At 63.9% G+C, this 19,912-nt stretch carries 17 protein-coding genes and 1 pseudogene; 11 read left to right on the plus strand and 7 right to left on the minus strand.

The features are described 5' to 3' along the window. Positions 1-91: 91 nt before the first annotated feature. Positions 92-1,069 carry an IclR family transcriptional regulator gene (locus tag ABIE49_RS37440; protein ID WP_192739702.1) on the plus strand — a complete coding sequence of 326 codons (978 nt, stop codon included), beginning with the start codon at positions 92-94 and terminating at the stop codon, positions 1,067-1,069. Further along, positions 999-2,558 carry an acyl-CoA carboxylase subunit beta gene (locus tag ABIE49_RS37445; protein WP_192739701.1) on the plus strand — a complete coding sequence of 520 codons (1,560 nt, stop codon included), beginning with the start codon at positions 999-1,001 and terminating at the stop codon, positions 2,556-2,558. Before ABIE49_RS37440 ends, ABIE49_RS37445 begins: the two co-directional genes overlap by 71 nt. Before the next feature lie 219 nt (positions 2,559-2,777). Here ABIE49_RS37445 and ABIE49_RS37450 read toward each other — a convergent pair whose 3' ends face one another. The 4 genes from ABIE49_RS37450 to ABIE49_RS37465 form a co-directional block, all read right to left on the minus strand. Beyond that, a complete protein-coding gene (locus ABIE49_RS37450) occupies positions 2,778-4,076 on the minus strand; it encodes an MFS transporter (protein ID WP_192739700.1) in 1,299 nt (432 codons plus the stop codon). A gap of 114 nt (positions 4,077-4,190) precedes the next feature. Next, positions 4,191-5,384 (minus strand): acetyl-CoA C-acyltransferase, encoded by a 1,194-nt coding sequence (locus ABIE49_RS37455; RefSeq protein ID WP_192739699.1) that lies wholly within the window; start codon positions 5,382-5,384, stop codon positions 4,191-4,193. A gap of 154 nt (positions 5,385-5,538) precedes the next feature. After that, positions 5,539-5,724, minus strand: a complete 186-nt coding sequence (locus ABIE49_RS37460; RefSeq protein WP_192739698.1) for a DUF2783 domain-containing protein — start codon at positions 5,722-5,724, stop codon at positions 5,539-5,541. Beyond that, positions 5,721-7,391, minus strand: coding sequence for an FAD-dependent monooxygenase (locus ABIE49_RS37465; RefSeq protein ID WP_192739697.1), 1,671 nt, complete (start codon positions 7,389-7,391; stop codon positions 5,721-5,723). The genes ABIE49_RS37460 and ABIE49_RS37465 overlap by 4 nt, the downstream gene beginning before the upstream one ends. A 121-nt stretch (positions 7,392-7,512) precedes the next feature. Here ABIE49_RS37465 and ABIE49_RS37470 point away from each other — a divergent pair, with 121 nt between their 5' ends. Then, positions 7,513-8,328 carry an enoyl-CoA hydratase/isomerase family protein gene (locus ABIE49_RS37470; protein WP_192739696.1) on the plus strand — a complete coding sequence of 272 codons (816 nt, stop codon included), beginning with the start codon at positions 7,513-7,515 and terminating at the stop codon, positions 8,326-8,328. Between the two features lie 58 nt (positions 8,329-8,386). Here ABIE49_RS37470 and solA read toward each other — a convergent pair whose 3' ends face one another. Beyond that, positions 8,387-9,553 (minus strand): N-methyl-L-tryptophan oxidase, encoded by a 1,167-nt coding sequence (solA, locus tag ABIE49_RS37475; protein WP_192739695.1) that lies wholly within the window; start codon positions 9,551-9,553, stop codon positions 8,387-8,389. Between the two features lie 14 nt (positions 9,554-9,567). Then, positions 9,568-10,338, minus strand: coding sequence for an enoyl-CoA hydratase (locus tag ABIE49_RS37480; RefSeq protein WP_192739694.1), 771 nt, complete (start codon positions 10,336-10,338; stop codon positions 9,568-9,570). Positions 10,339-10,475: 137 nt separating this feature from the next. Here ABIE49_RS37480 and ABIE49_RS37485 point away from each other — a divergent pair, with 137 nt between their 5' ends. Continuing rightward, complete coding sequence (locus ABIE49_RS37485; protein WP_192739693.1) at positions 10,476-11,015, plus strand: PaaI family thioesterase; 540 nt, start codon at positions 10,476-10,478, stop codon at positions 11,013-11,015. A 65-nt stretch (positions 11,016-11,080) separates the two neighbouring features. After that, the gene (locus ABIE49_RS37490; protein ID WP_192739692.1) at positions 11,081-11,695 is read left to right on the plus strand and encodes a TetR/AcrR family transcriptional regulator; all 615 of its coding nucleotides are present in this window, start codon (positions 11,081-11,083) and stop codon (positions 11,693-11,695) included. A gap of 99 nt (positions 11,696-11,794) precedes the next feature. Here the strand turns inward: ABIE49_RS37490 and ABIE49_RS37495 are convergent. After that, a pseudogene (locus ABIE49_RS37495) lies at positions 11,795-12,710 on the minus strand (LysR family transcriptional regulator). Between the two features lie 99 nt (positions 12,711-12,809). Here ABIE49_RS37495 and ABIE49_RS37500 point away from each other — a divergent pair. The 6 genes from ABIE49_RS37500 to ABIE49_RS37525 all read left to right on the plus strand — a co-directional run bounded on the left by ABIE49_RS37500 (position 12,810) and on the right by ABIE49_RS37525 (position 19,840). Then, positions 12,810-14,306, plus strand: coding sequence for a CoA-acylating methylmalonate-semialdehyde dehydrogenase (locus ABIE49_RS37500; RefSeq protein ID WP_192739690.1), 1,497 nt, complete (start codon positions 12,810-12,812; stop codon positions 14,304-14,306). 167 nt (positions 14,307-14,473) lie between these two features. Beyond that, positions 14,474-15,619: an isobutyryl-CoA dehydrogenase gene (locus ABIE49_RS37505; RefSeq protein WP_192739689.1), complete on the plus strand. Its 1,146-nt coding sequence runs from the start codon at positions 14,474-14,476 to the stop codon at positions 15,617-15,619. After that, positions 15,616-16,692: an enoyl-CoA hydratase/isomerase family protein gene (locus ABIE49_RS37510; protein WP_192739688.1), complete on the plus strand. Its 1,077-nt coding sequence runs from the start codon at positions 15,616-15,618 to the stop codon at positions 16,690-16,692. Before ABIE49_RS37505 ends, ABIE49_RS37510 begins: the two co-directional genes overlap by 4 nt. Before the next feature lie 33 nt (positions 16,693-16,725). After that, positions 16,726-17,613 carry a 3-hydroxyisobutyrate dehydrogenase gene (mmsB, locus tag ABIE49_RS37515; protein WP_192739687.1) on the plus strand — a complete coding sequence of 296 codons (888 nt, stop codon included), beginning with the start codon at positions 16,726-16,728 and terminating at the stop codon, positions 17,611-17,613. A 10-nt stretch (positions 17,614-17,623) separates the two neighbouring features. Then, the gene (locus ABIE49_RS37520) at positions 17,624-19,357 is read left to right on the plus strand and encodes an AMP-binding protein (RefSeq protein WP_192739686.1); all 1,734 of its coding nucleotides are present in this window, start codon (positions 17,624-17,626) and stop codon (positions 19,355-19,357) included. 3 nt (positions 19,358-19,360) lie between these two features. Beyond that, complete coding sequence (locus ABIE49_RS37525; RefSeq protein ID WP_192739685.1) at positions 19,361-19,840, plus strand: MaoC family dehydratase; 480 nt, start codon at positions 19,361-19,363, stop codon at positions 19,838-19,840. The last annotated feature ends 72 nt before the right edge of the window (positions 19,841-19,912 follow it).

Here is a 19,912-nt window from a genome sequence, read left to right on the forward strand (position 1 = left end):
GAACGGCTTTTTGTTGTGGCCGCAGATTGCCTGAGGTAGCTTGATCTGCAAGTGGAATTTTATTCCGCAGGGCGGAACGGAGCCAAAAAATATGGGAAGACGCTCGGAGCGGCTTAGCAAACAGGGAATGCTTGCCAGCGATCTGGCGGGCGAGGGCGATGTGATTCAGGTGGTGTCGCGGGCGTTCGATGTCCTGCGCTGCTTCGAGGGTCACGAAGCCCGACTCGGCAATCTCGAAATTTCCAATCGCTGCGGGTTGCCGCGATCGACGGTGTCGCGGTTGACGCACACGCTGACGCGGATGGGCCAGCTGGTCTATCTGCCGCGCGACCAGAAATATCGCATCGGCCCGAGCGCGGTGGCGATGAGCACGTCGATGATGAAGGGATTGCAGCTGCGCAATCTGATCCGGTTGCGGCTGCAGGATGTCGCCGAGCAATTGCCGGGCACCGTCGGCTTCGTGATTCCGGATCGCTTTCAGCTGGTCTATCTCGAGTTCGCCCGCGCCGCGAATGCGCTCGGCCTGCACGAGACCACCGGTAGCCGGATTGCGATGGCAAGCACGGCGGCGGGGCACGCCTACACCGCGGCGCTCGACGACGATGTCGGCGATGCGCTGATAGTGGAAATGGAGCGCGAGATGCCGGATAGCGCGCGGATGCTGAAGTCGCGCATCGAGGACAATCGCCGTCATCTGCGCGAACACGGCTATGTCGTGGCTTGCGGCACGTGGAGCCCGCACATCAACGGTTGCGCCGTGCCGCTGTGGTCGCCGCAATATCAAACCTATGTCGTGGCGACAATTGGTCTGCTGTCCGCGATGTTCGATGAAAAGCGGGTACACCGCGACGTGGCGCCGGTGATGGTCGAACTGGGGGCTGCGCTCGGCGGTCTGCTCGAAGGCGCCGACGGCGACATCTTCACCAACCGGCTGGAAAGAAAAGCGCTTCCGGTGTCAGTGCATAACAATAATAAAATCATCAAGGCGGAGGATACGAATGAACTGGAAGCCGGAACTCGACGACCTCGCCCGGCGCGAAGCGTTCGCGCGCGAGATGGGAGGCGTTGACAAGGTCAAGCGTCAGCATGACCAGGGCCGGCTCACCGTTCGGGAGCGCATCGACAAGATCGTTGACCAGAAGTCCTTCCACGAAATCGGCGCCATCTCCGGCATTGCCGAATATGACGAGAACAGCGAACTCAAGCACCTGACGCCCGCGAACTGCGTGTTCGGCCGGGCCAAGGTCGAGGGCCGTCCGGTGGTCGTCGTCGGCGACGATTTCACCGTGCGCGGCGGCTCGGCCGACGCCTCGATCTCCGCCAAACCGTTGATGGCCGAGGAGATGGCGCATGACTTCCGCCTGCCGATCATCCGCGTGATCGAAGGCTCGGGCGGCGGCGGCTCGGTGAAGACGATCGAGACGCGAGGCGCCGCCAATCTGCCGGGCGGCGTCGGCGGCACGCGCTGGTACTGGTTCACGACGGCGAACATGGCGCGCGTGCCGGTGGTGGCGCTCGGCCTCGGCTCCGTCGCGGGCCTCGGCGCCGCACGGCTGGCGGCGAGCCATTATTCGGTCATGACCCGGAGTTCGGCGATGTTCGTCGCCGGGCCGCCGGTCGTAAAGCGCCTCGGCCAGGACCTGACAAAACAGGAACTCGGCGGCGCGGACATCCAGACCCGCGCCGGCGGTGTGGACGATGCCGTCGACACCGAGGAAGAGGCGTTCGAGCGTGCCCGGCGCTTCCTGTCCTATCTGCCGTCATCGGTCTACGAGCTGCCGCCGACCACGCCCTGCACCGACGATCCGGAGCGCGCCGAGGAAGCGCTGATGAAGGCGGTGCCGCGCAACCGCCGTCAGGTCTACAAGATGCGCCCGATCATCGACGCCGTCGTCGACAAGGGCTCGTTCTTCGAGGTCAACGCCAATTTCGGCCGTCCGATCATCACCGGCCTCGCGCGTCTCGAAGGCCGCGCGGTGCTGCTGCTCGCCAGCGATCCCTTCCATTACGGTGGATCGTGGACCGCGGAGGCCTGCCAGAAGGTGGTGCGCTGGGTCGACTTTGCCGAAACCTTCCATCTGCCGGTGGTCTATCTGATGGACTGCCCGGGCTTCATGATCGGGCTCGAGGCCGAGAAGTCGGCGACCATCCGGCACGGCGTGCGCGCAATGGCGGCCGTCAACCAGAGCACCGTGCCCTGGTGCACCATCATCGTGCGCAACGCTTTCGGCGTCGCCGGCGTCGTGCATCAGCCGGCTAACCGATATTCGATGCGCTACGCTTGGCCCTCGGCCTATTGGGGCTCGCTGCCGCTCGAGGGCGGCATCGAGGCCGCCTATCGCGCCGACATCGACGCGGCGGAAGACCCGGCCGCAAAGCTGAAAGAGATCGAAGACCGTCTCAACAAGCTGCGCTCGCCGTTCCGCTCGGCCGAAAAATTCTGGGTCGAGGAAGTGATCGATCCTCGCAAGACGCGCTCGCTGCTCTGTGAATTCGCGCGGCTGGCGGAACGGGTGCTCACGACCGGGCCAGCGACGAACATGGCGATAAGGCCGTAGGTGGTTGCCTCTTCCTTCTCCCCTTGTGGGAGAAGGTGCCTTCGCGGAACGCCGAAGGCGGATGAGGGGTCTCTATCCGCGGAGACAGACCCCTCATCCGTCTCGCCGCCGCTTCGCGGCGTCGCAGTATCGCCCATCCCGGCGGCGGCGCGCCGACCCAGACAACGCGCATCAGGGACGGGGTGATGGTGGGCGTTCGCACCACCATCACTTACTAGGCTACGCTGCTGCTACTGCGGTAGCCGGCTTCGGTGCCGGCCTCGCGATCGCCAGCGTGATCAGCGCCGCGACGATGCAGAGCGCGCCGGCGACGAAGAAGGCGGGCACATAGGTCGCATAGATCGTCCGCGATAGCCCCGCGCCGAAGGCGGCGATGCCGGCGCCCAGCTGGTGGCCGGCGAAAATCCATCCGAACACCAAATTGGCGCGCTCGGGCCCGAACCGTTGCGCGGTCAGCCGTACCGTCGGCGGCACCGTGGCGATCCAGTCCAGCCCATAGAACATCGCAAATACCGACAGGCCGTAGAACGAGAAATCCGTAAACGGCAAGAACAGCAGGGACAGCCCGCGCAGGCCGTAATACCAGAACAGCAGCCAGCGATTGTCGTAGCGGTCCGACAGCCAGCCGGAGACGATGGTGCCGACGAAGTCGAAGATGCCCATCGCGGCGAGCAGGCTCGCGGCCTGGACCTGCGGAATACCGTAATCGAAGCACATCGGAATCAGATGCACCTGGATCAGGCCGTTGGTGCTGGCGCCGCAGATGAAGAAGGTGCCGAACAGGATCCAGAACACTTTCGTCTTCGAGGCGTCGCGCAAGGTGCCGAGCGCGGCGGCCATGATCGGCGCATTGCTCGGCGGCGGCGATACGATCGGCTCGGTGCCCTCATCGCCGTACGGCCGCAGACCAAGGTCGCTCGGGCGGTCGCGCATGATCATCGCCACGGCAAAGGCCGCGACGCCCAGCATCACGCAGATCAGCGCCAGCGCGTTGCGCCAGCCATAATGCTCCGTCAGCGTTGCCAATAGCGGCAGGAAGACGAGTTGGCCCGTCGCCACGCTGGCGGTGAGGATGCCGACGACGAGGCCACGCCGCGCCACGAACCAGCGTGCCGAAATCGTGGCGCCCAGCACCAGCGCGGTCATGCCGGTGCCGAGGCCGATCACGACGCCCCACAGCAGCATCAGGTGCCAGACCTGCGTCATGAACAGCGAAGCGATCAGCGCGGAGGCCACGATCGTCAGCGATAGCAAGGACATGTTGCGCAGGCCGTAACGGTTCAGCAGCGCGGCCGCGAACGGCGCCATCAGCCCGAACAGGATGAAGCGGATCGACAGCGCCGAGGAAATCTCGGCGGCGCTCCAGCCGAACTCCTTCTGCAGCGGCACGATGAAGACGCCGGGCGCGCCGACGGTACCGGCCGAGATCAGGGCGGTGAAGAAGGTCACACCGACCATCGCCCAGCCGTAATGGATGTTGCGGCGGGCGAGGGAGGCGGACAGCCAGTTCGAAATCATTGAGCCTCTGAGAAATTCGATTGGAAGATTGGCAGGATGTGTCGGAGCGGGCACATCCTGCCACAATCGCCTCGTGACATAAATGCTGAACTTCCCTCGTTTTCGGACATCCTGCTAATGCACGATGCGCTCGACCGCGATCGCGGTGGCTTCGCCGCCGCCGATACAGAGCGTCGCGACGCCGCGCTTCAGGTTCTGCGCTTCCAGCGCATGCAGCAACGTGACGATCAGGCGCGCGCCGGTGGCGCCGATCGGGTGGCCAAGCGCGCAGGCGCCGCCATTCACGTTCAGCTTCTCGCGGGGAATTCCGAGGTCGCGCTGCGCCGCCATCGCCACCACCGCAAACGCTTCGTTGATCTCGAACAGGTCGACATCGCCGACGCTCCAGCCGACCTTGTCGAGCAGCTTGCGGATCGCCGGGATCGGTGCCGTCGTGAACCATTGCGGTTCCTGGCTGTGGGTGGTGTGGCCCTTGATCTCGGCGAACGCCCGCAGGCCTTCGCGATCAGCCAGCGAGCGCCGCGCCAGGATCAGCGCCGCTGCGCCGTCGGCGTTGGCGGAGGAGGCGGCCGGCGTAATCGTGCCGTTGGCGCGGAACGCCGCTTTCAGCCCGGGAATTTTGGCGGGATCGACCTTGAGCGGGTGCTCGTCATTGGCGATCACGCGCGGACCGGTCTTCTCGCTGACCGTAATCGGCACAATCTCGGCCTTGAACGCGCCGCCTTCCACCGCCTTGCGGGCGCGCGTCAGCGTCTCGATCGCGTAGGCGTCCTGATCGGCGCGGGTGAACTGATAGGCTTCCGCGGTGGCCTCGCCGAAATCACCCATCGAGCGGCCGGTCTCGTAGGCGTCCTCAAGCCCGTCCATCATCATGTGGTCGATGATCCGATCATGGCCGGCGCGATAACCCGCGCGCGCCTTGCTGAGCAGATAGGGCGCGTTCGACATGCTCTCCATGCCGCCCGACAGCACGATCTCGGCCGAGCCGGCCTTGATGATGTCGTGGGCCAGCATGGTGGCCTTCATGCCGGAGCCGCACACTTTGTTGACGGTGGTGGCGCCGGTGGCATCCGGCAGCTTGGCGCCGCGTGCGGCCTGGCGCGCCGGGGCCTGGCCCTGGCCGGCCGGCAGCACATTGCCCATGAACACTTCGTCGATCCGCTCCGGCGCCAGTTTTGCGCGTTCCAGCGCCGCGCCGATCACATGCGAGCCGAGCTTGTGGGCGCTGAAGGGTGACAACTCGCCCATGAAGCGGCCGAGCGGCGTGCGGGCGGCGGACAGGATGACGACGGAATCGGAGGCGACCATGGCGGAACTCCCAGGGATGTTCGGACAATAAGATTATGAACATCATATGATGCGCTGCAAAAATTGCAACGGATGATCTCATGAAAATGAGTGGATCATTCCATGAGAAAATCTCGCGTTCGGATGAACTGAATTGATGTGGAGCCGCGTCGCGCTATTCCAGCCCGTCGAGCGCCGTCCGGATGGCGTTCTGGAACACGGCGATGTCACCGAGTTCATGGCCGAGCACCAGCGCCAGCCGGGTCAGGAACAGCGCCTCGCGCTCGGGACCTGCCGAATCGATGGCTGTTGCGAGCGTCTCATAGGCGGTTTCGAAATCCGCTGATGGCATCGTGCTCATCCTCTGGCCCTCCCGAGGCACAAGGCGGCGGTCCGCAGCACCTCATTTGCGGCGATCGTTTTCCATCGCCCGGCTACATGCAGGTCGGGACGCAGCAGATAGAGCGTGCCGGGAGCGGCCGCGTACAGGCGAGCAATCTCGCCGTCGGCGTCGCTGACGTGACTGGTTCCGATCAAGAGTGCGGCAAGGCGCTTGTCGGTGTTGCGAAGCCGGTCGAGGAGCATGATGTCGTCGGTGGACGGCCCGCCCCGGCAGAACAGGATAGCAGTCAGGCCAATGCCGGCCTGATCCAGCAAATGACTCCCGTCGGGAAGCTTCGCGTTCGGCGCAACGCTGCCGCAGACGGGGCCGCCCGTAAACTCGGCATCGCGACTTGCATAGGGCGTCAGCGGGCTTTCAGAATAGGTGTAGGGCTGCATCTGCCTGGGATTGGCGAGGCCGCGCGGAAATTCGTGCTTCAGGCTCAGCGAGAGCGCCGCCTCACGCGCCAGTCGCCAGCCACGGGTCGGCGGCGTCATGAAACGCGTGCTCTTGGTGGCGTTGGCGAACACATCGAGCGTGGCGCCGCGGCGCTCCGGCGAATAGCTGTCGAGCAGGGCTTCATCCGCCTCGCCGTTGAGGACGAGCGCCAGCTTCCAGCCGAGATTTTCGGAATCCGCGAGGCCGTTGTTCAGCCCGCGCACGCCAAAAATCGGGACGATGTGCGCGGCGTCGCCGATGAAGAACACCCGGCCGTGCCGGTAGTCGTCGAGGCAGAGCGTGTTGGCGGAATAGACGCTCCACCATTCCAGTTCCCACGGTCTGCCGTGGCCGATGTCACCAAGGATGGCGCCGACGCGCGCGCGGATGTTTTCCTCGCGCATCGCCTCCTGTTCGCTTTCGCCTTCGCGGAGCTGGTAATCGACGCGCCAGATCCTTTCCGGCTGCTTGTGGATCAGCACGGTGCCGCCGGGATTGCCGCTCGGCTCGAAGAAGGCGCGGCGTTCGGTCGGGAAGTCGTGGTCCATGCGGATATCCGCGATCACGTAGCGACCTTCATAATTGTCGCCCTTCATCCGCAACCCGAGCTGGGAGCGGATCGGCGAACGCGCGCCGTCGGCGGCCAGCACATACCCGGCATCGAGGCGGTAGTTGCCGGCGGGCGAGGTGACGCCGATCGAAACGCCATCCGCGTCCGGCTTGATGTCGGAAAGCTCGCTCTGCCAGCGCATGTCGATGAGGTCGCACGCCGCGACCGCGTCATGCAGATATTGCTCGATATACTGCTGCTGCAGATTATACATCGGCAGGTATTTTTCATTCGGCGGATGCGGCATTTCGAGCCGGAAGATCTGCTCGCCGCGGTAGTAGCTGCGGCCGTAGCGCCATCCCAATGATTTCTGTAGGAAGGGCGCGACCGCGCCGATCCGCTCCAGGATATGCATGCTCGGCCGCGCGATGCAGAGCGCGCGGCTGCCGTCGTTGAAAGTGTCCTTGCGATCGATCAGCACACTGCGAACGCCGTACCGCGCCAGCACCAGCGCTGCCGTCATCCCGATCGGGCCGGCGCCGACGATCGCGACGGGATGGCGAACGGCCACGCCGTCCAGTTCGGGCACGCGCCGCGCCGGAAAGATCGGATAGTTGAAGTAGAGCGAATCCAGCGGCCCCTTGCCGGCAGGTCTCATGCGTTTCCCGCTTTGTTCATCCGGTTCCTTGTTCACGCCGACTACAGCTTGAAAGAAGCGGGATGGCAAGGCAGCATGTGTCGAACGCGAACAACCTTCACGATTGAAAGAAGGCCGTACGATGAATCAGCCAACCCGCAGCGAGCAGACGGAATCCAACGAAGTTCTCTACGAGGTCGACGAGGGCATTGCGGTCATCACGCTCAATGCGCCTGAGCGCATGAACACCATCTCCGGGCCGATGCTGAACGACCTGACGCGGCTTTTGATCAGGGCCAATGAGGACAAGGCCGTGCGCTGCGTGATCCTGACCGGCAAGGGGCGGGCCTTTTGCGCGGGGCTGGATTTGCGCAAGGAGCGCAGCGGGGATGGGCTCAGCTCGGCATCCTCGAGCACCTCGCTCGACCTGCGCAACACCCCGCCGACGGTGATGCAGGCGATGGACAAGCCGACGATCTGTGCGGTGAATGGCGGCGCGGCGGGCTACGGCATGGATACCGCGCTTGGCTGCGACATCCGCATCATGGCGGAATCCGCCAAACTGGCCGCCGCCTTCGTCAAGCGCGGGGTGGTACCGGAGTCCGGCGGCACCTGGTTCCTGCCGCGCATGATTGGTTGGGCCAAGGCCTCCGAACTGATCTTTACCGGGCGCACGCTCAGCGCGCGCGAATGCCTCGAATGGGGGCTCGCCAACGAGGTGGTGCCGGATGCGGATCTGGTGGGGAGGGCGCGTGCGGTGGCGCGGGAGATTGCCGCCAATGCGCCTTTGGCGGTGCAGGCCGCCAAGCGGATGATGCGGATGGGACTGAACGAGACGTTCCCGGACCATGTGCACCACGTCTATCTGCAGCTCCTGCCGCTGTTCAAGACGCAGGACATGCAGGAAGGCATCAAGGCCTTCATGGAGAAGCGCGAGCCGAAATTCGAAGGCCGCTGAGGCGGGCGATAAATTGTTACCACGCGGCCGCCTTTTCGCGGCGAAGCGCGCCGGGATTTCAGATCGCACCTGAAAACGAGAACTTGCTGACGTCCAGATGTGATTGGCCAAGCGCCATCTGCGCAAGGGTTTCTCCGACAGCGGCGGAATGCTTGAAGCCGTGCCCCGAGCACGGCGAGGCGATGATGACGTTCTTCATGTCGGGGTGGTGATCAATGATAAACCGGGCGTTCTTCACACAGGTGTAGAGACACACCTTGGTCTTCACGCAGTTTTCGTCGAGGCCAGGGAAGAACGGCCCGACATAGGTTCTGAACATCCCAGTGATTTCGTCTGGATCAACGCTCCGGCGAGCCGAGTCGGGCGTCGTCGTATCTTCATACTGCTCGGTGGCGATCTTCACCCCTTGCTCGGGGTGGCCAATCAAGGGAAAGCCGTAGATGCTCTGGGGTGCCGGAAGTTGCCAGATGTACACCGGAAATCGCTCTGGAAGAAATTCGGCGTATTGGTTCTGGTTTTTCAGGCCAAACCAGTAAAGCACCTGCCGCGTTATGCTGAATTGCCGATCCAGGCCCAATACCTGGTTGATCCATGGGCCGGCGGTTATGATGAGTTTCTTGGCGCGATAGGTGCTGACGCCTGTCGTCACCTGCACGCCGTCGCCATCGGGTTCGAATTTCAGCACCTTCTCGTAAAAGCGCAGCATGGCGCCCGAGGTGGCCGCGAGTTGAAGCTGTGCCTCCACGCATGACTCAGGTCGAACAAAGCCGCTGACCTCGTCGAAATAGGCTTCGTCGTCGTCGTTGACATTGAAGGCGGGAAAACGCTGCCTGATCGTTCTGCCATCCAGAATTTCGTGGTGGATCCTGGCCTCGTCGGCTGCCGTCACCGTGGTCTTGAGGAATTCCGGATTTTCATGTCCGGCGGCACGCTGGCCCTTGCCGGAGATCACCAGCAGTCCATTCTGGGTGAAGAGATCCCGACCGGTGCGGCTTTCGATGTCGCGCCATATCTCGTGCGAGCGCTTGGCAAAAGGCGAGTACTCGGGACCCTCGCCGCAGGCGATGCGCGTAATTCGGGTATCGCCGTGCGTCGAACCCAGCTCATGAGGCGGCTTGAACTGATCGATCCCGAGAACGGCGGCGCCTCGACTGGCCAGTTGGTAAGTCGCGGCGGAGCCCATTGCTCCCAAACCCAGTACGATTGCGTCGAACGACCTTTCCATTTGTTCTCCTGCGCTTACCGCTTGCGGTCGAGAAAACCCTGCATCATCCGTTGCGGCTCTCCGGTCAGGAAGGACTGCCCGAACACGCCGACGCTGAGATTGACGGACTCCTTGAGCGGCAGTTCCTCCCACTGCCGCAGCAGCGCCTTCTGCGAGCGCAGCGCTTCCGGTCCGCATTCGAGCAGCGCCTTGACCGTATGCTCGACCGCCTCATCGAGGCCGCCGGCCGGCGCGACCTTATCGACCAGTCCCCACGCCAGCGCCGTCGGGGCATCGATATTCTCCGCGGTCATCACCAGCCAGCGGGCGCGGCCCCAGCCGATCAGCCGCGGCAAGAGCGCGGCGTGGATCACCGAGGGAATGCCGACCTTGACCTCCGGCATGCCGAAATGGGCGTCGTGCGCGGCAATCCGGAAATCGCAGGCGGCCGCAACCTCAAGCCCGCCGCCGAGGCACCAGCCGGGTAGCCGCGCGATCACGGGCGCCGGGAATTGGCGCACGGCTTCGCAGAGGTCGCGCAGCCGAGTGATGAAAGCTTCGGCAGATTTCTGGTCGAGTTTGGCCATTTCCTTGATATCGGCGCCGCCGATCATGCTCTTCTCGCTCTGGCCGGCCAGGATCACCACGCGAATGGTCCGATCGGTGGCGAGTTTCTCAAAGCCTTCGCGCACGCCTGATGTGACGGCGGAACTCAGGATGTTGAGCGAACCGGCATTGCAGATCGACAGCCGCACCACGCCGCGGGAATCGCGGTCGATGCCGCAATGGGGATTGAGCATTTCCATCTGATTTCTCTCGTTCAGTTGAGGCGGTTAGTCCCACTTCCCGGACAATGCGCCGGCTTGTCAAGGGCAGGGGAAGAGCCGTTGCGCTACGAACCCTGCCAGTATAATATGATGATTGTCATTTAAGGGGAGCCGCCATGACCGTACTCGACACCGCCGACCTGTTTTCGCCTGCGATGCGCCGGGAGAGGGTGGTGGACTGGCAAGCGCCGATCCCGGCCGCGAAGGCGGCGTTTGGGATGTCCGGGATCGAGGCGATGCGCGCGATCCGCGATGGCATCCTGCCGCCGCCGCCGATGGCTCGCCTGATTGGGTTCCAGATGCGCGTTGTCGAGGAGGGCCGGATCGTGATGGAACTCGAGCCGCATGAAAGCCTGGAAAATACCATCGGTCTGTTGCACGGCGCGACTGCGGCGGCTCTGCTCGATACCGCCATGGGCTGTGCGATCTCGACCATGCTGCCGGCCGGGCAGGGCGCGGTGACGCTCGATCTCAAGCTGACCTACCTGCGGCCGCTCTCGGTCAGGTCGGGCAAGATCTCGGCCGAAGGCAAGATCATAAAACTCGGCCGCCAGACCAGCTATACCGAGGGCTTTGTCCGCGACGGCGCCGGCAATCTTGCAGTGCACGCGACCGCCACCTTCTCGATGATCGGCGGCGAGGCCAAGACGAAATAGTTGCAGCTATTTTACGCGCAACTGCTATTATATGACTGCAAACATCTAATGGTTACGGGATTACGATGCGTTATTCCAAGGAGCACAAGCAGGAAACCCACGCGCGGATCGTGAAGAAGGCGTCCGTGCGGCTTCGCGAAAAGGGCGCGCATGGCATCGGCGTCGCCGACCTGATGAAGGAGGCCGGCCTGACCCATGGCGGCTTCTACGCCCATTTCGATTCCCGCGAGGCGCTTGTCATCGAAGCCTTCGCCTATGCGATGGACCGCTCGACCGAGCGCTGGCGCAAGGTCGCCGACGAGACAACGCCGGACAAGCGTCTCGCAACCATCGTCGAGAATTATCTGACGCCCGTTCATCGCGACGATCCCGGCCATGGCTGCGCGGTGCCGACGCTCGGCGCCGAGATCGCGCGCGAGAGCGCGAAGACGCGGAAGGCATTTGCGTCCAAGCTGGAAGCGATGATCGACATGATGGCCGATCAGATCCTCGACGTCCCCCGCAAGGTTGCGCGCAAGCAGGCGGTCGCGGCGCTCGCGACCATGATGGGCACGCTGGTGCTGTCGCGGATCGCCGGCAATGGCGAGTTTTCCGACGAAATTCTTTCCGCCGGGCGCGAGGCCGTGCTCGGTCGCGCGGCGGCGGCGAAGAAGCCCGTGGCGAAGTCGAAGGCGAATTAGCTTCGTAGGGTGGGCAAAGCGCAGCGTGCCCACCATCAGGATCAACGGAGCGGATAGATAGTGGGCATGGCGCAAGTGCGCCTTTGCCCACCCTACAAATTACCGCCCGCTAAACAGCGCGCGCTCGCCTTCCACCGCTCTCGTAGATGTAATCCGCCACCGCACGGATCCGCGCCAAATCCTTGCTGTCGGCATGCATCAGCAGCCAGAACGTCCGCGAGATCGTGATCTCGTCCGGCAGCACCGGGCGCAGCTCGGGATGCGCCGTCGCCATGAAATGCGGCAGCACGGCGATGCCGAAGCCGGCGATGGTGGCGTTGAGCTGCGCGATCAGATTGGCGCTGCGGAATTTTGCGGAGATCTTTGGGCTAACCTGCGGCAGATAATCCAGTTCCGGCGTGAACAGCAGTTCCTCGATGTAGCCGACGAAGCGATGTGCGGCGAGGTCGCCGCGCCCGGTAATCCCGGGCGCGCGGTCGAGATAGGCGGGGGCGGCATAAAGCCCGAGGCTGTAGTCGAGCAGGTTGCGCCCGACGATCCGGCCTTCCTTCGGCATGGTCAGGCTGATCGCAATATCGGCCTCGCGCTTGGACAGGCTGAACAGCCGCGCGGTGGCGACCAGCTGCAGGTCGAGGTCCGGGTAGCGCTCGACGAATTTTACGAGGCGCGAGGCCAGGAAGTGGCTGCCGAAACCGTCGGGGGCGCCGATCCGCACCGTGCCGGTCAGATGGGCGCGGGAGCCGCCGACCGCCTCCTGGTTGGCGACGATGGTCGATTCCATCGCTTCCGCGCTGTCGGCGACGCGGTGGCCGGCCTCGGTCAGCAAATAGCCGGTCTTGCGCCGATCAAACAGTTTTGCGGACAGATGCCGTTCCAGCCGGTCGACACGCCGGATCACTGTGGCATGATCGACCCCAAGCTGTTTTGCGGCAGCGGATACCGTTCCGCCGCGCGCAATCGCCAGCAGAAAACGGAAGTCATCCCAATCGATCGTACCGCCGCCTTGATCCAGCATTTCCGCACATCTATGGTGCAATTTATCGCACTTGTATCCTAGGAAATGCAGGTCAAAAAGGGCGGTAAAGCGATCTAACCGGGTCTAGGGAGAAGATTCATGCGTTCAATCGGACATTTCATCGGCGGCAAAGAGGTCAAGGGCAATTCGGGCCGCACAGCCGACGTATTCGAGCCGATGACCGGCGACGTCCAGGCCAAGGTGGCGCTGGCGTCCAAGGCCGAGGTTCGCGCCGCCGTCGAGAACGCCAGGGCAGCCCAGCCGGAATGGGCCGCGACCAACCCGCAGCGCCGCGCGCGCGTGATGATGAAATTCGTCGAACTGGTACAGCGTGATTACGACAAACTCGCTGATTGCCTTGCGCGTGAGCATGGCAAAACCGTTCCCGACGCCAAGGGCGATATCCAGCGCGGACTCGAAGTCGCCGAATTCGCCTGCGGCATTCCGCACCTGATGAAGGGCGAATACACCGAAGGCGCCGGCCCCGGCATCGACATCTATTCGATGCGGCAACCGCTCGGCGTCGTCGCCGGCATCACGCCGTTCAATTTCCCGGCGATGATCCCGATGTGGAAATTCGCGCCGGCGATCGCCTGCGGCAATGCCTTCATCCTGAAGCCGTCGGAGCGCGATCCCGGCGTGCCGATGATGCTGGCCGCCCTGATGATCGAGGCCGGCCTGCCGCCCGGCGTGCTCAACGTCGTCAACGGCGACAAGGAGGCCGTCGACGCCATCCTCGACGATCCCGATATCAAGGCGATCGGCTTTGTCGGATCGACGCCGATTGCGCAGTACATCTACGAGCGCGCCGCACAGACCGGCAAGCGGTGCCAGTGTTTCGGCGGCGCCAAGAACCACGCCATCGTCATGCCCGACGCCGATATGGACCAAGCTGTCGATGCCCTGATCGGCGCCGGCTACGGTTCGGCCGGCGAGCGCTGCATGGCGATTTCGGTCGTGGTGCCCGTCGGCAAGACCGCCGCCGATCGCCTGATGGAAAAGCTGATCCCGCGCGTGGAGTCGCTCAAGATCGGCACCTCGATCGATCCCTCGGCCGACTACGGCCCGCTGGTGACGCGCGAAGCGGTCGAGAAGGTGAAGGGCTACATCGATATCGGTGTCAAGGAAGGCGCGACGCTCGCTGTCGACGGCCGTGGCTTCAAGATGCAGGGCTACGAGAACGGGTTCTATCTCGGCGGTTCGCTGTTCGACAACGTCACCAAGGACATGCGGATCTACAAGGAAGAAATCTTTGGCCCCGTGCTGTCGGTGGTCCGGGCGCACGACTACAAGGAAGCGCTGGCGCTGCCGTCGGACCATGACTATGGCAATGGTGTTGCGATCTTCACCCGCGACGGCGACGCCGCGCGCGATTTCGCCGCCAAGGTCGAAGTCGGCATGGTCGGCATCAACGTGCCGATCCCGGTGCCGATCGCCTATTACACGTTCGGTGGCTGGAAGAAGTCCGGCTTCGGCGATCTCAACCAGCACGGCCCGGATTCGATCCGCTTCTACACCAAGACCAAAACCATCACCTCGCGCTGGCCGTCGGGTGTGAAGGAAGGCGCGGAGTTTTCGATTCCGACGATGAACTAGCGCGGCGTGGCTCCCTAACTTGTCATGCCCGGGCAAAAGCGCGAAGCGCGTCTTCGCGCAGGTGTCCCGGGCGTCCACGACTTGAAGGTTGCAGCAGGGAAGACGTGGATGGCCGGGACAAGCCCGGCCATGACGGTGATACTCCGAGGACAAGCGCGGGCAACGAGATGCATTTCGCTCTCAACGAGGACCAGATTGCGGTTCGCGATATGGCGCGGGAATTCGCCGCGGAAAAAATCGCGCCGCATGCGATCCGCTGGGACGAGGAAAAGCATTTCCCCGTCGACGTGATGCGCGAGGCGGCAACGCTCGGCATCGGCGGGGTCTATATCCGCGACGATGTCGGCGGCTCGGCGCTCACACGCTTCGACGCTGCGTTGATCTTCGAGGCGCTGGCGCAGGGCTGCCCGACGGTGTCGGCGTTCATCTCGATCCACAACATGGCGTCCTGGATGATCGATGCCTATGGCAACGACACCCAGCGCCAGAAATGGCTGCCAAAGCTCTGCACCATGGAGCTCTTGGCGAGCTATTGCCTGACCGAGCCGGGCTCCGGATCGGACGCAGCGGCGCTGCGCACCCGCGCGGTGCGCGACGGCGACCATTATGTGCTGAACGGCCAGAAGCAGTTCATTTCAGGCGCCGGCAAGGGCGATCTCTATGTGGTGATGGTGCGCACCGGCGCCGATGGCCCCGGCGGCATCTCGACGCTGGTGATCGAGGGCGATACGCCCGGGCTCTCTTTCGGCGCCAATGAGCGCAAGATGGGCTGGAACGCGCAGCCGACCCGCGCGGTGATCTTTGAGAATGCCCGCGTTCCCGTTGAAAATCGGCTCGGCGACGAAGGGATCGGCTTCAAGATCGCAATGGCCGGGCTCGACGGCGGCCGCATCAACATCGCGGCGTGCTCGCTCGGCGGCGCGCAAAATGCGCTCGACAAATCGCTTGGCTACATGAAGGAACGCAAAGCCTTCGGCAAGCGCCTCGACGAATTCCAGGCGCTGCAGTTCCGCCTGGCCGACATGGCGACCGAACTGGAGGCGGCGCGGACCTTTGTCTGGCGCGCGGCCGCCGCGCTCGACCGCAAGGATGCCGATGCGACCATGCTGTGCGCGATGGCGAAGCGCTTTGGCACTGACGTCGGTTTCGAGGTCGCCAACCAGGCGCTGCAACTGCACGGCGGCTACGGTTACCTCAGCGAATACGGCATCGAGAAGATCGTGCGCGATCTGCGCGTGCATCAGATACTGGAAGGGACCAACGAGATCATGCGGCTGATCGTGTCGCGAAAACTGATCGAGGGGGCGCGATGACGTCGGTTACCGAGGCGCCGGAGGGCGACCTGATCGCCCGGCGCGAGGGTTCTTGCGGCGTGATCCGGCTCAACCGGCCGAAGGCGATCAATGCCGTGACTCTGGAGATGTTTCGCGACGTCGACAAGGCGCTCGATCAGTTCGAGGCCGATCCTGATGTCGCCGTGATCCTGCTGGAAGGCGCGGGCGAACGCGGTCTCTGCGCCGGCGGCGATATCCGCGCGCTCTGGGAAAGCTCGAAGGTTGCCGGCGATCTCGGCAAGATCCTGTGGCGCGAGGAATACATCCTCAACGCCCGCATCAAGAAATTCCCAAAGCCCTATGTCGCCTTCATGGACGGCATCGTGATGGGCGGCGGCGTCGGGCTATCCGCCCATGGCAGCCATCGCGTGGTGACCGAGCGGACAAAGCTCGCCATGCCTGAAGTCGGCCTCGGCTTTTTCCCGGATGTCGGCGGCACCTGGCTGCTCTCGCATTCGCCGGGCGAGATCGGAACCTATTTTGGCCTGACCGGCCAGACCATGAACGGCCCCGACGCTGTCAACGCCCGCTTTGCCGATGCGGTGGTGCCGTCGGCCAAATTGGCCGCGCTGCGCGAGGCGCTCACCAAGGTCCGGCCCGGAGCAACATCATCCGAAATCAAGACCCTTATTGATGGCTTTGCGACCGGCGAGACTGCCGGTCCCGTCGCCGCGATGCAGGCAAAAATCGACGGCTGGTTCGCCCATGACCGGATGGAAGATATCGTCGCCGCGCTGCAGCGCGAGGGGTCGGAATTGGCGCTTTCAACCCTGAAGACGCTCGGTGAAAAATCGCCGCGCGGCATGGTGGTGACGCTGAAACTGCTGCGACTGGCGCGGGCGTCGTCCTCGCTGGAGGAATGCCTGGTGCGGGAATATCGCGCGGCGCTGGAAGTCTTTGCCAGCGACGATTTCCGCGAGGGCGTGCGTGCCGCCGTGATCGACAAGGACCGCAGTCCAAAATGGTCGCCGCTGCGGATCGAGGACGTGACCCCTGCGATGCAGGCGCCTTATTTCGCCGAGATCGGCGCCGACGAACTCAGGTTCAACTGAAACAACAAGAACAGCTCACGCGGAGGATTCGAAATGGCAAATATCGCATTCATTGGCCTCGGCAATATGGGCGGGCCGATGGCGGCCAACCTGGTCAAGGCCGGCCACAAGGTCATCGCCTTCGATCTGGTCGAAGCGTCGAAGAACCAGGCCAAGAGCGACGGCGCCACCATCGCGGACAGCGCCGCCGCGGCGGTGAAGGGCGCGGATACCGTCATCACCATGCTGCCCGCGGGCAAGCACGTGGTCTCGGTCTGGACCGACGTGATTCCGGCGATGGCCAAGGGTGCGCTGATCATCGATTGCTCGACCATCGACGTCGAGAGTGCAAAACAGGCGCATGCGCTGGCCGCCAGGCACGGCATGGCTTCCGTCGATGCGCCCGTCTCCGGCGGCACCGGCGGCGCCAAGGGCGCGACGCTGACCTTCATGTGCGGCGGCGAGGAGAAGGCGTTCGGGGCCGCCAAGCCGGTGCTGGAGAACATGGGCAAGAAGATCGTGCATTGCGGCGGCGCCGGCGCAGGGCAGGCGGCCAAGATCTGCAACAACATGATTTTGGGCATTTCCATGATCGCGGTCGGCGAGGCTTTCGCGCTGGCCGAAAAGCTCGGCCTGTCGCATCAGGCGTTGTTCGACGTCGCCTCGACCTCGTCGGGACAATGCTGGTCGCTGACGACCTATTGCCCGGTGCCGGGCCCGGTTCCGACCTCGCCGGCCAACAACGGCTACAAGCCCGGTTTCGCCTCCAATCTGATGGTGAAGGATTTGACGCTGGCGCAGGACGCCGCCAACGCCGCGGGCGCCGCGACCCCTCTGGGCAAGCACGCGCAGGAGATCTACAAGGCGTTCGACGTCGCCGGCCATGGCGGGGTGGATTTTTCCGGGATTATCCAGCACGTTCGGAGTCTCGCCGGGAAATAACGGAGAGCCGATGACGAGTTTCCAGGAAGCGCGCGCCTTTCTGCTCAAGCACCGCACCGACTACGACACCGCGGTAGAGGGGTTCCGCTGGCCGGACCCTGTTCCGTTCAACTGGGCGCTGGACTGGTTCGACGCCGAACTGGCGCGCAATGCCGACAGCAAAGACCGTGCGGCGCTGTGGATCGTCGATGCCGGCAGCGACAAGGAAACAAAGCTTTCCTTTGCCGCGCTGTCGCGCCGCTCCAACCAGGTCGCCAATTTCCTGCGCGCGCAGGGCCTGAAGCGCGGTGACCATTTGCTGCTGCTGCTCGGCAATGTGGTCCCGCTGTGGGAGACCATGCTGGCGGCGATGAAGCTCGGCGTCGTCGTGATCCCCGCGACCACGCTTCTGACATCAGACGAATTGCGCGACCGGCTCGACCGCGGCCGCGCCAAGGTCGTGGTGGCCTCGCAGGATCAGGTCGCGAAGTTCGCGAGCCTTGGTGCCGAGGGCCTGGTGCGCATCGTGGTCGGCGCGACATCGAAGCACGAAGGTTGGTTGCCGTTCGAAGAGGCGGCCGGCGCTTCGGAAACATTCGCCGCCGATGGTCCGACCCACGCTGACGACCCGATGCTGCTCTATTTCACCTCGGGCACCACGGCAAAGCCAAAGCTGGTTCGGCACAGCCAGCGCAGTTATCCCGTCGGCGCGTTATCGACGATGTTTTGGCTCGGGCTGCAGCCGGGCGATGTGCATCTCAACATTTCCTCACCGGGCTGGGCCAAGCATGCTTGGAGCTGCTTGTTCGCGCCCTGGAATGCCGGGGCCACCGTGTTCGTGGTCAACCAGCCGCGCTTCGACGCCAAGGCGTTGCTTGCCACCATCGGCCGTTGCGGCGTGACGACCCTGTGCGCGCCTCCGACGGTGTGGCGGCTGTTCATCCAGGAGAAGCTCGCCGACTTCAAGGTCTCCTTGCGCGAGGTCTGTGGCGCGGGCGAGCCGCTCAATCCCGAAGTGATCGATCAGGTCCGCGCCGCCTGGGACCTGACCATCCGCGACGGCTATGGCCAGACCGAAACCACGGCGCTCGCCGGTAATTCACCGGGCCAGACCGTCAAGGTCGGATCGATGGGCCGCCCGTTGCCCGGCTACCGCGTGCAGATCACCGACAATGATGGCCACGCGACCAAGGAGGGTGAGGTCACGCTCGTGCTCGGCGCGGACCGGCCGGCCGGCCTGATGCAGGGCTATCAGGGCGAGGACGGCAAACTGAGCGGCGTCGATGGCGATCTCTATCGCAGCGGCGACGTCGTGTTCGCCGATGACGAGGGGTATCTGACCTTCGTCGGCCGCTCCGACGACGTGTTCAAATCCTCCGACTACCGCATCAGTCCGTTCGAGCTGGAGAGCGTGCTGCTGGAGCATGAATCGGTGGCGGAAGCCGCCGTCGTTCCCAGCCCCGATCCGATCCGGCTCGCAATCCCGAAGGCCTATGTGCTGCTGGTGGCTGGCGTGGAACGCTCGCCGGAGACCGCGCTGTCGATCTTCAACCACCTGCACACGCGCCTGGCGCCGTTCAAGCGCATCCGGCGCATTGAGCTGGTGACCGAACTGCCGAAGACGATTTCGGGAAAAATCCGCCGCGTGCAATTGCGGCGGCTGGAGCACGACGACAACCGCAGCGATGCGCTGCGCGGAACGGAATTCCGCGAAGAACAGTTTCCGGAACTGCAGAAGGTGCGGACCGCCGGATTGGAGACCTGAGTAATGAATGAAGTCTGGAAGAAGCCGCCGGTGTCGTTTGAGGCCTACCAGGCCATGGTGGGCAAGGAGATCGGCATCTCGTCATGGCACCTGGTCGATCAGGCCCGGATCAACGTCTATGCCGACGTGATCGAGGACCACCAGTTCATCCATGTCGATCCCGAGCGCGCCAAGAAGGAAACCGCTTACGGCACCACCGTGGCGCACGGTTTTCTGACGATGTCGCTGCTGTCGATCATGTCCTATGAGGTGATGCCGGTCATCGAAGGCACCACGATGGGAGTCAACTACGGGTTCGATCGGCTGCGCTTCATGTCGCCGGTGCGCGCGGGTTCCCGCGTCCGCGGCCGTTTCACGCTGTTGGAGGCAACGTTACGCAAACCGAAGGAACTGCAGTCGCGCACCAATGTCACCGTCGAGATCGAGGGGGAAGCAAAGCCTGCTTTGGTCGCCAACTGGCTCGGCTTGATCTATTTCGCTTAAGGTTTCGGCCGTCATTGCCGGGCTTGCTTACCCTCTCCCCTTGTGGGAGAGGGTGGCGAAATCGAGCGAAGC

The organism is Bradyrhizobium sp. OAE829 (assembly GCF_040546575.1).
Taxonomy (GTDB): Bacteria; Pseudomonadota; Alphaproteobacteria; order Rhizobiales; family Xanthobacteraceae; genus Bradyrhizobium.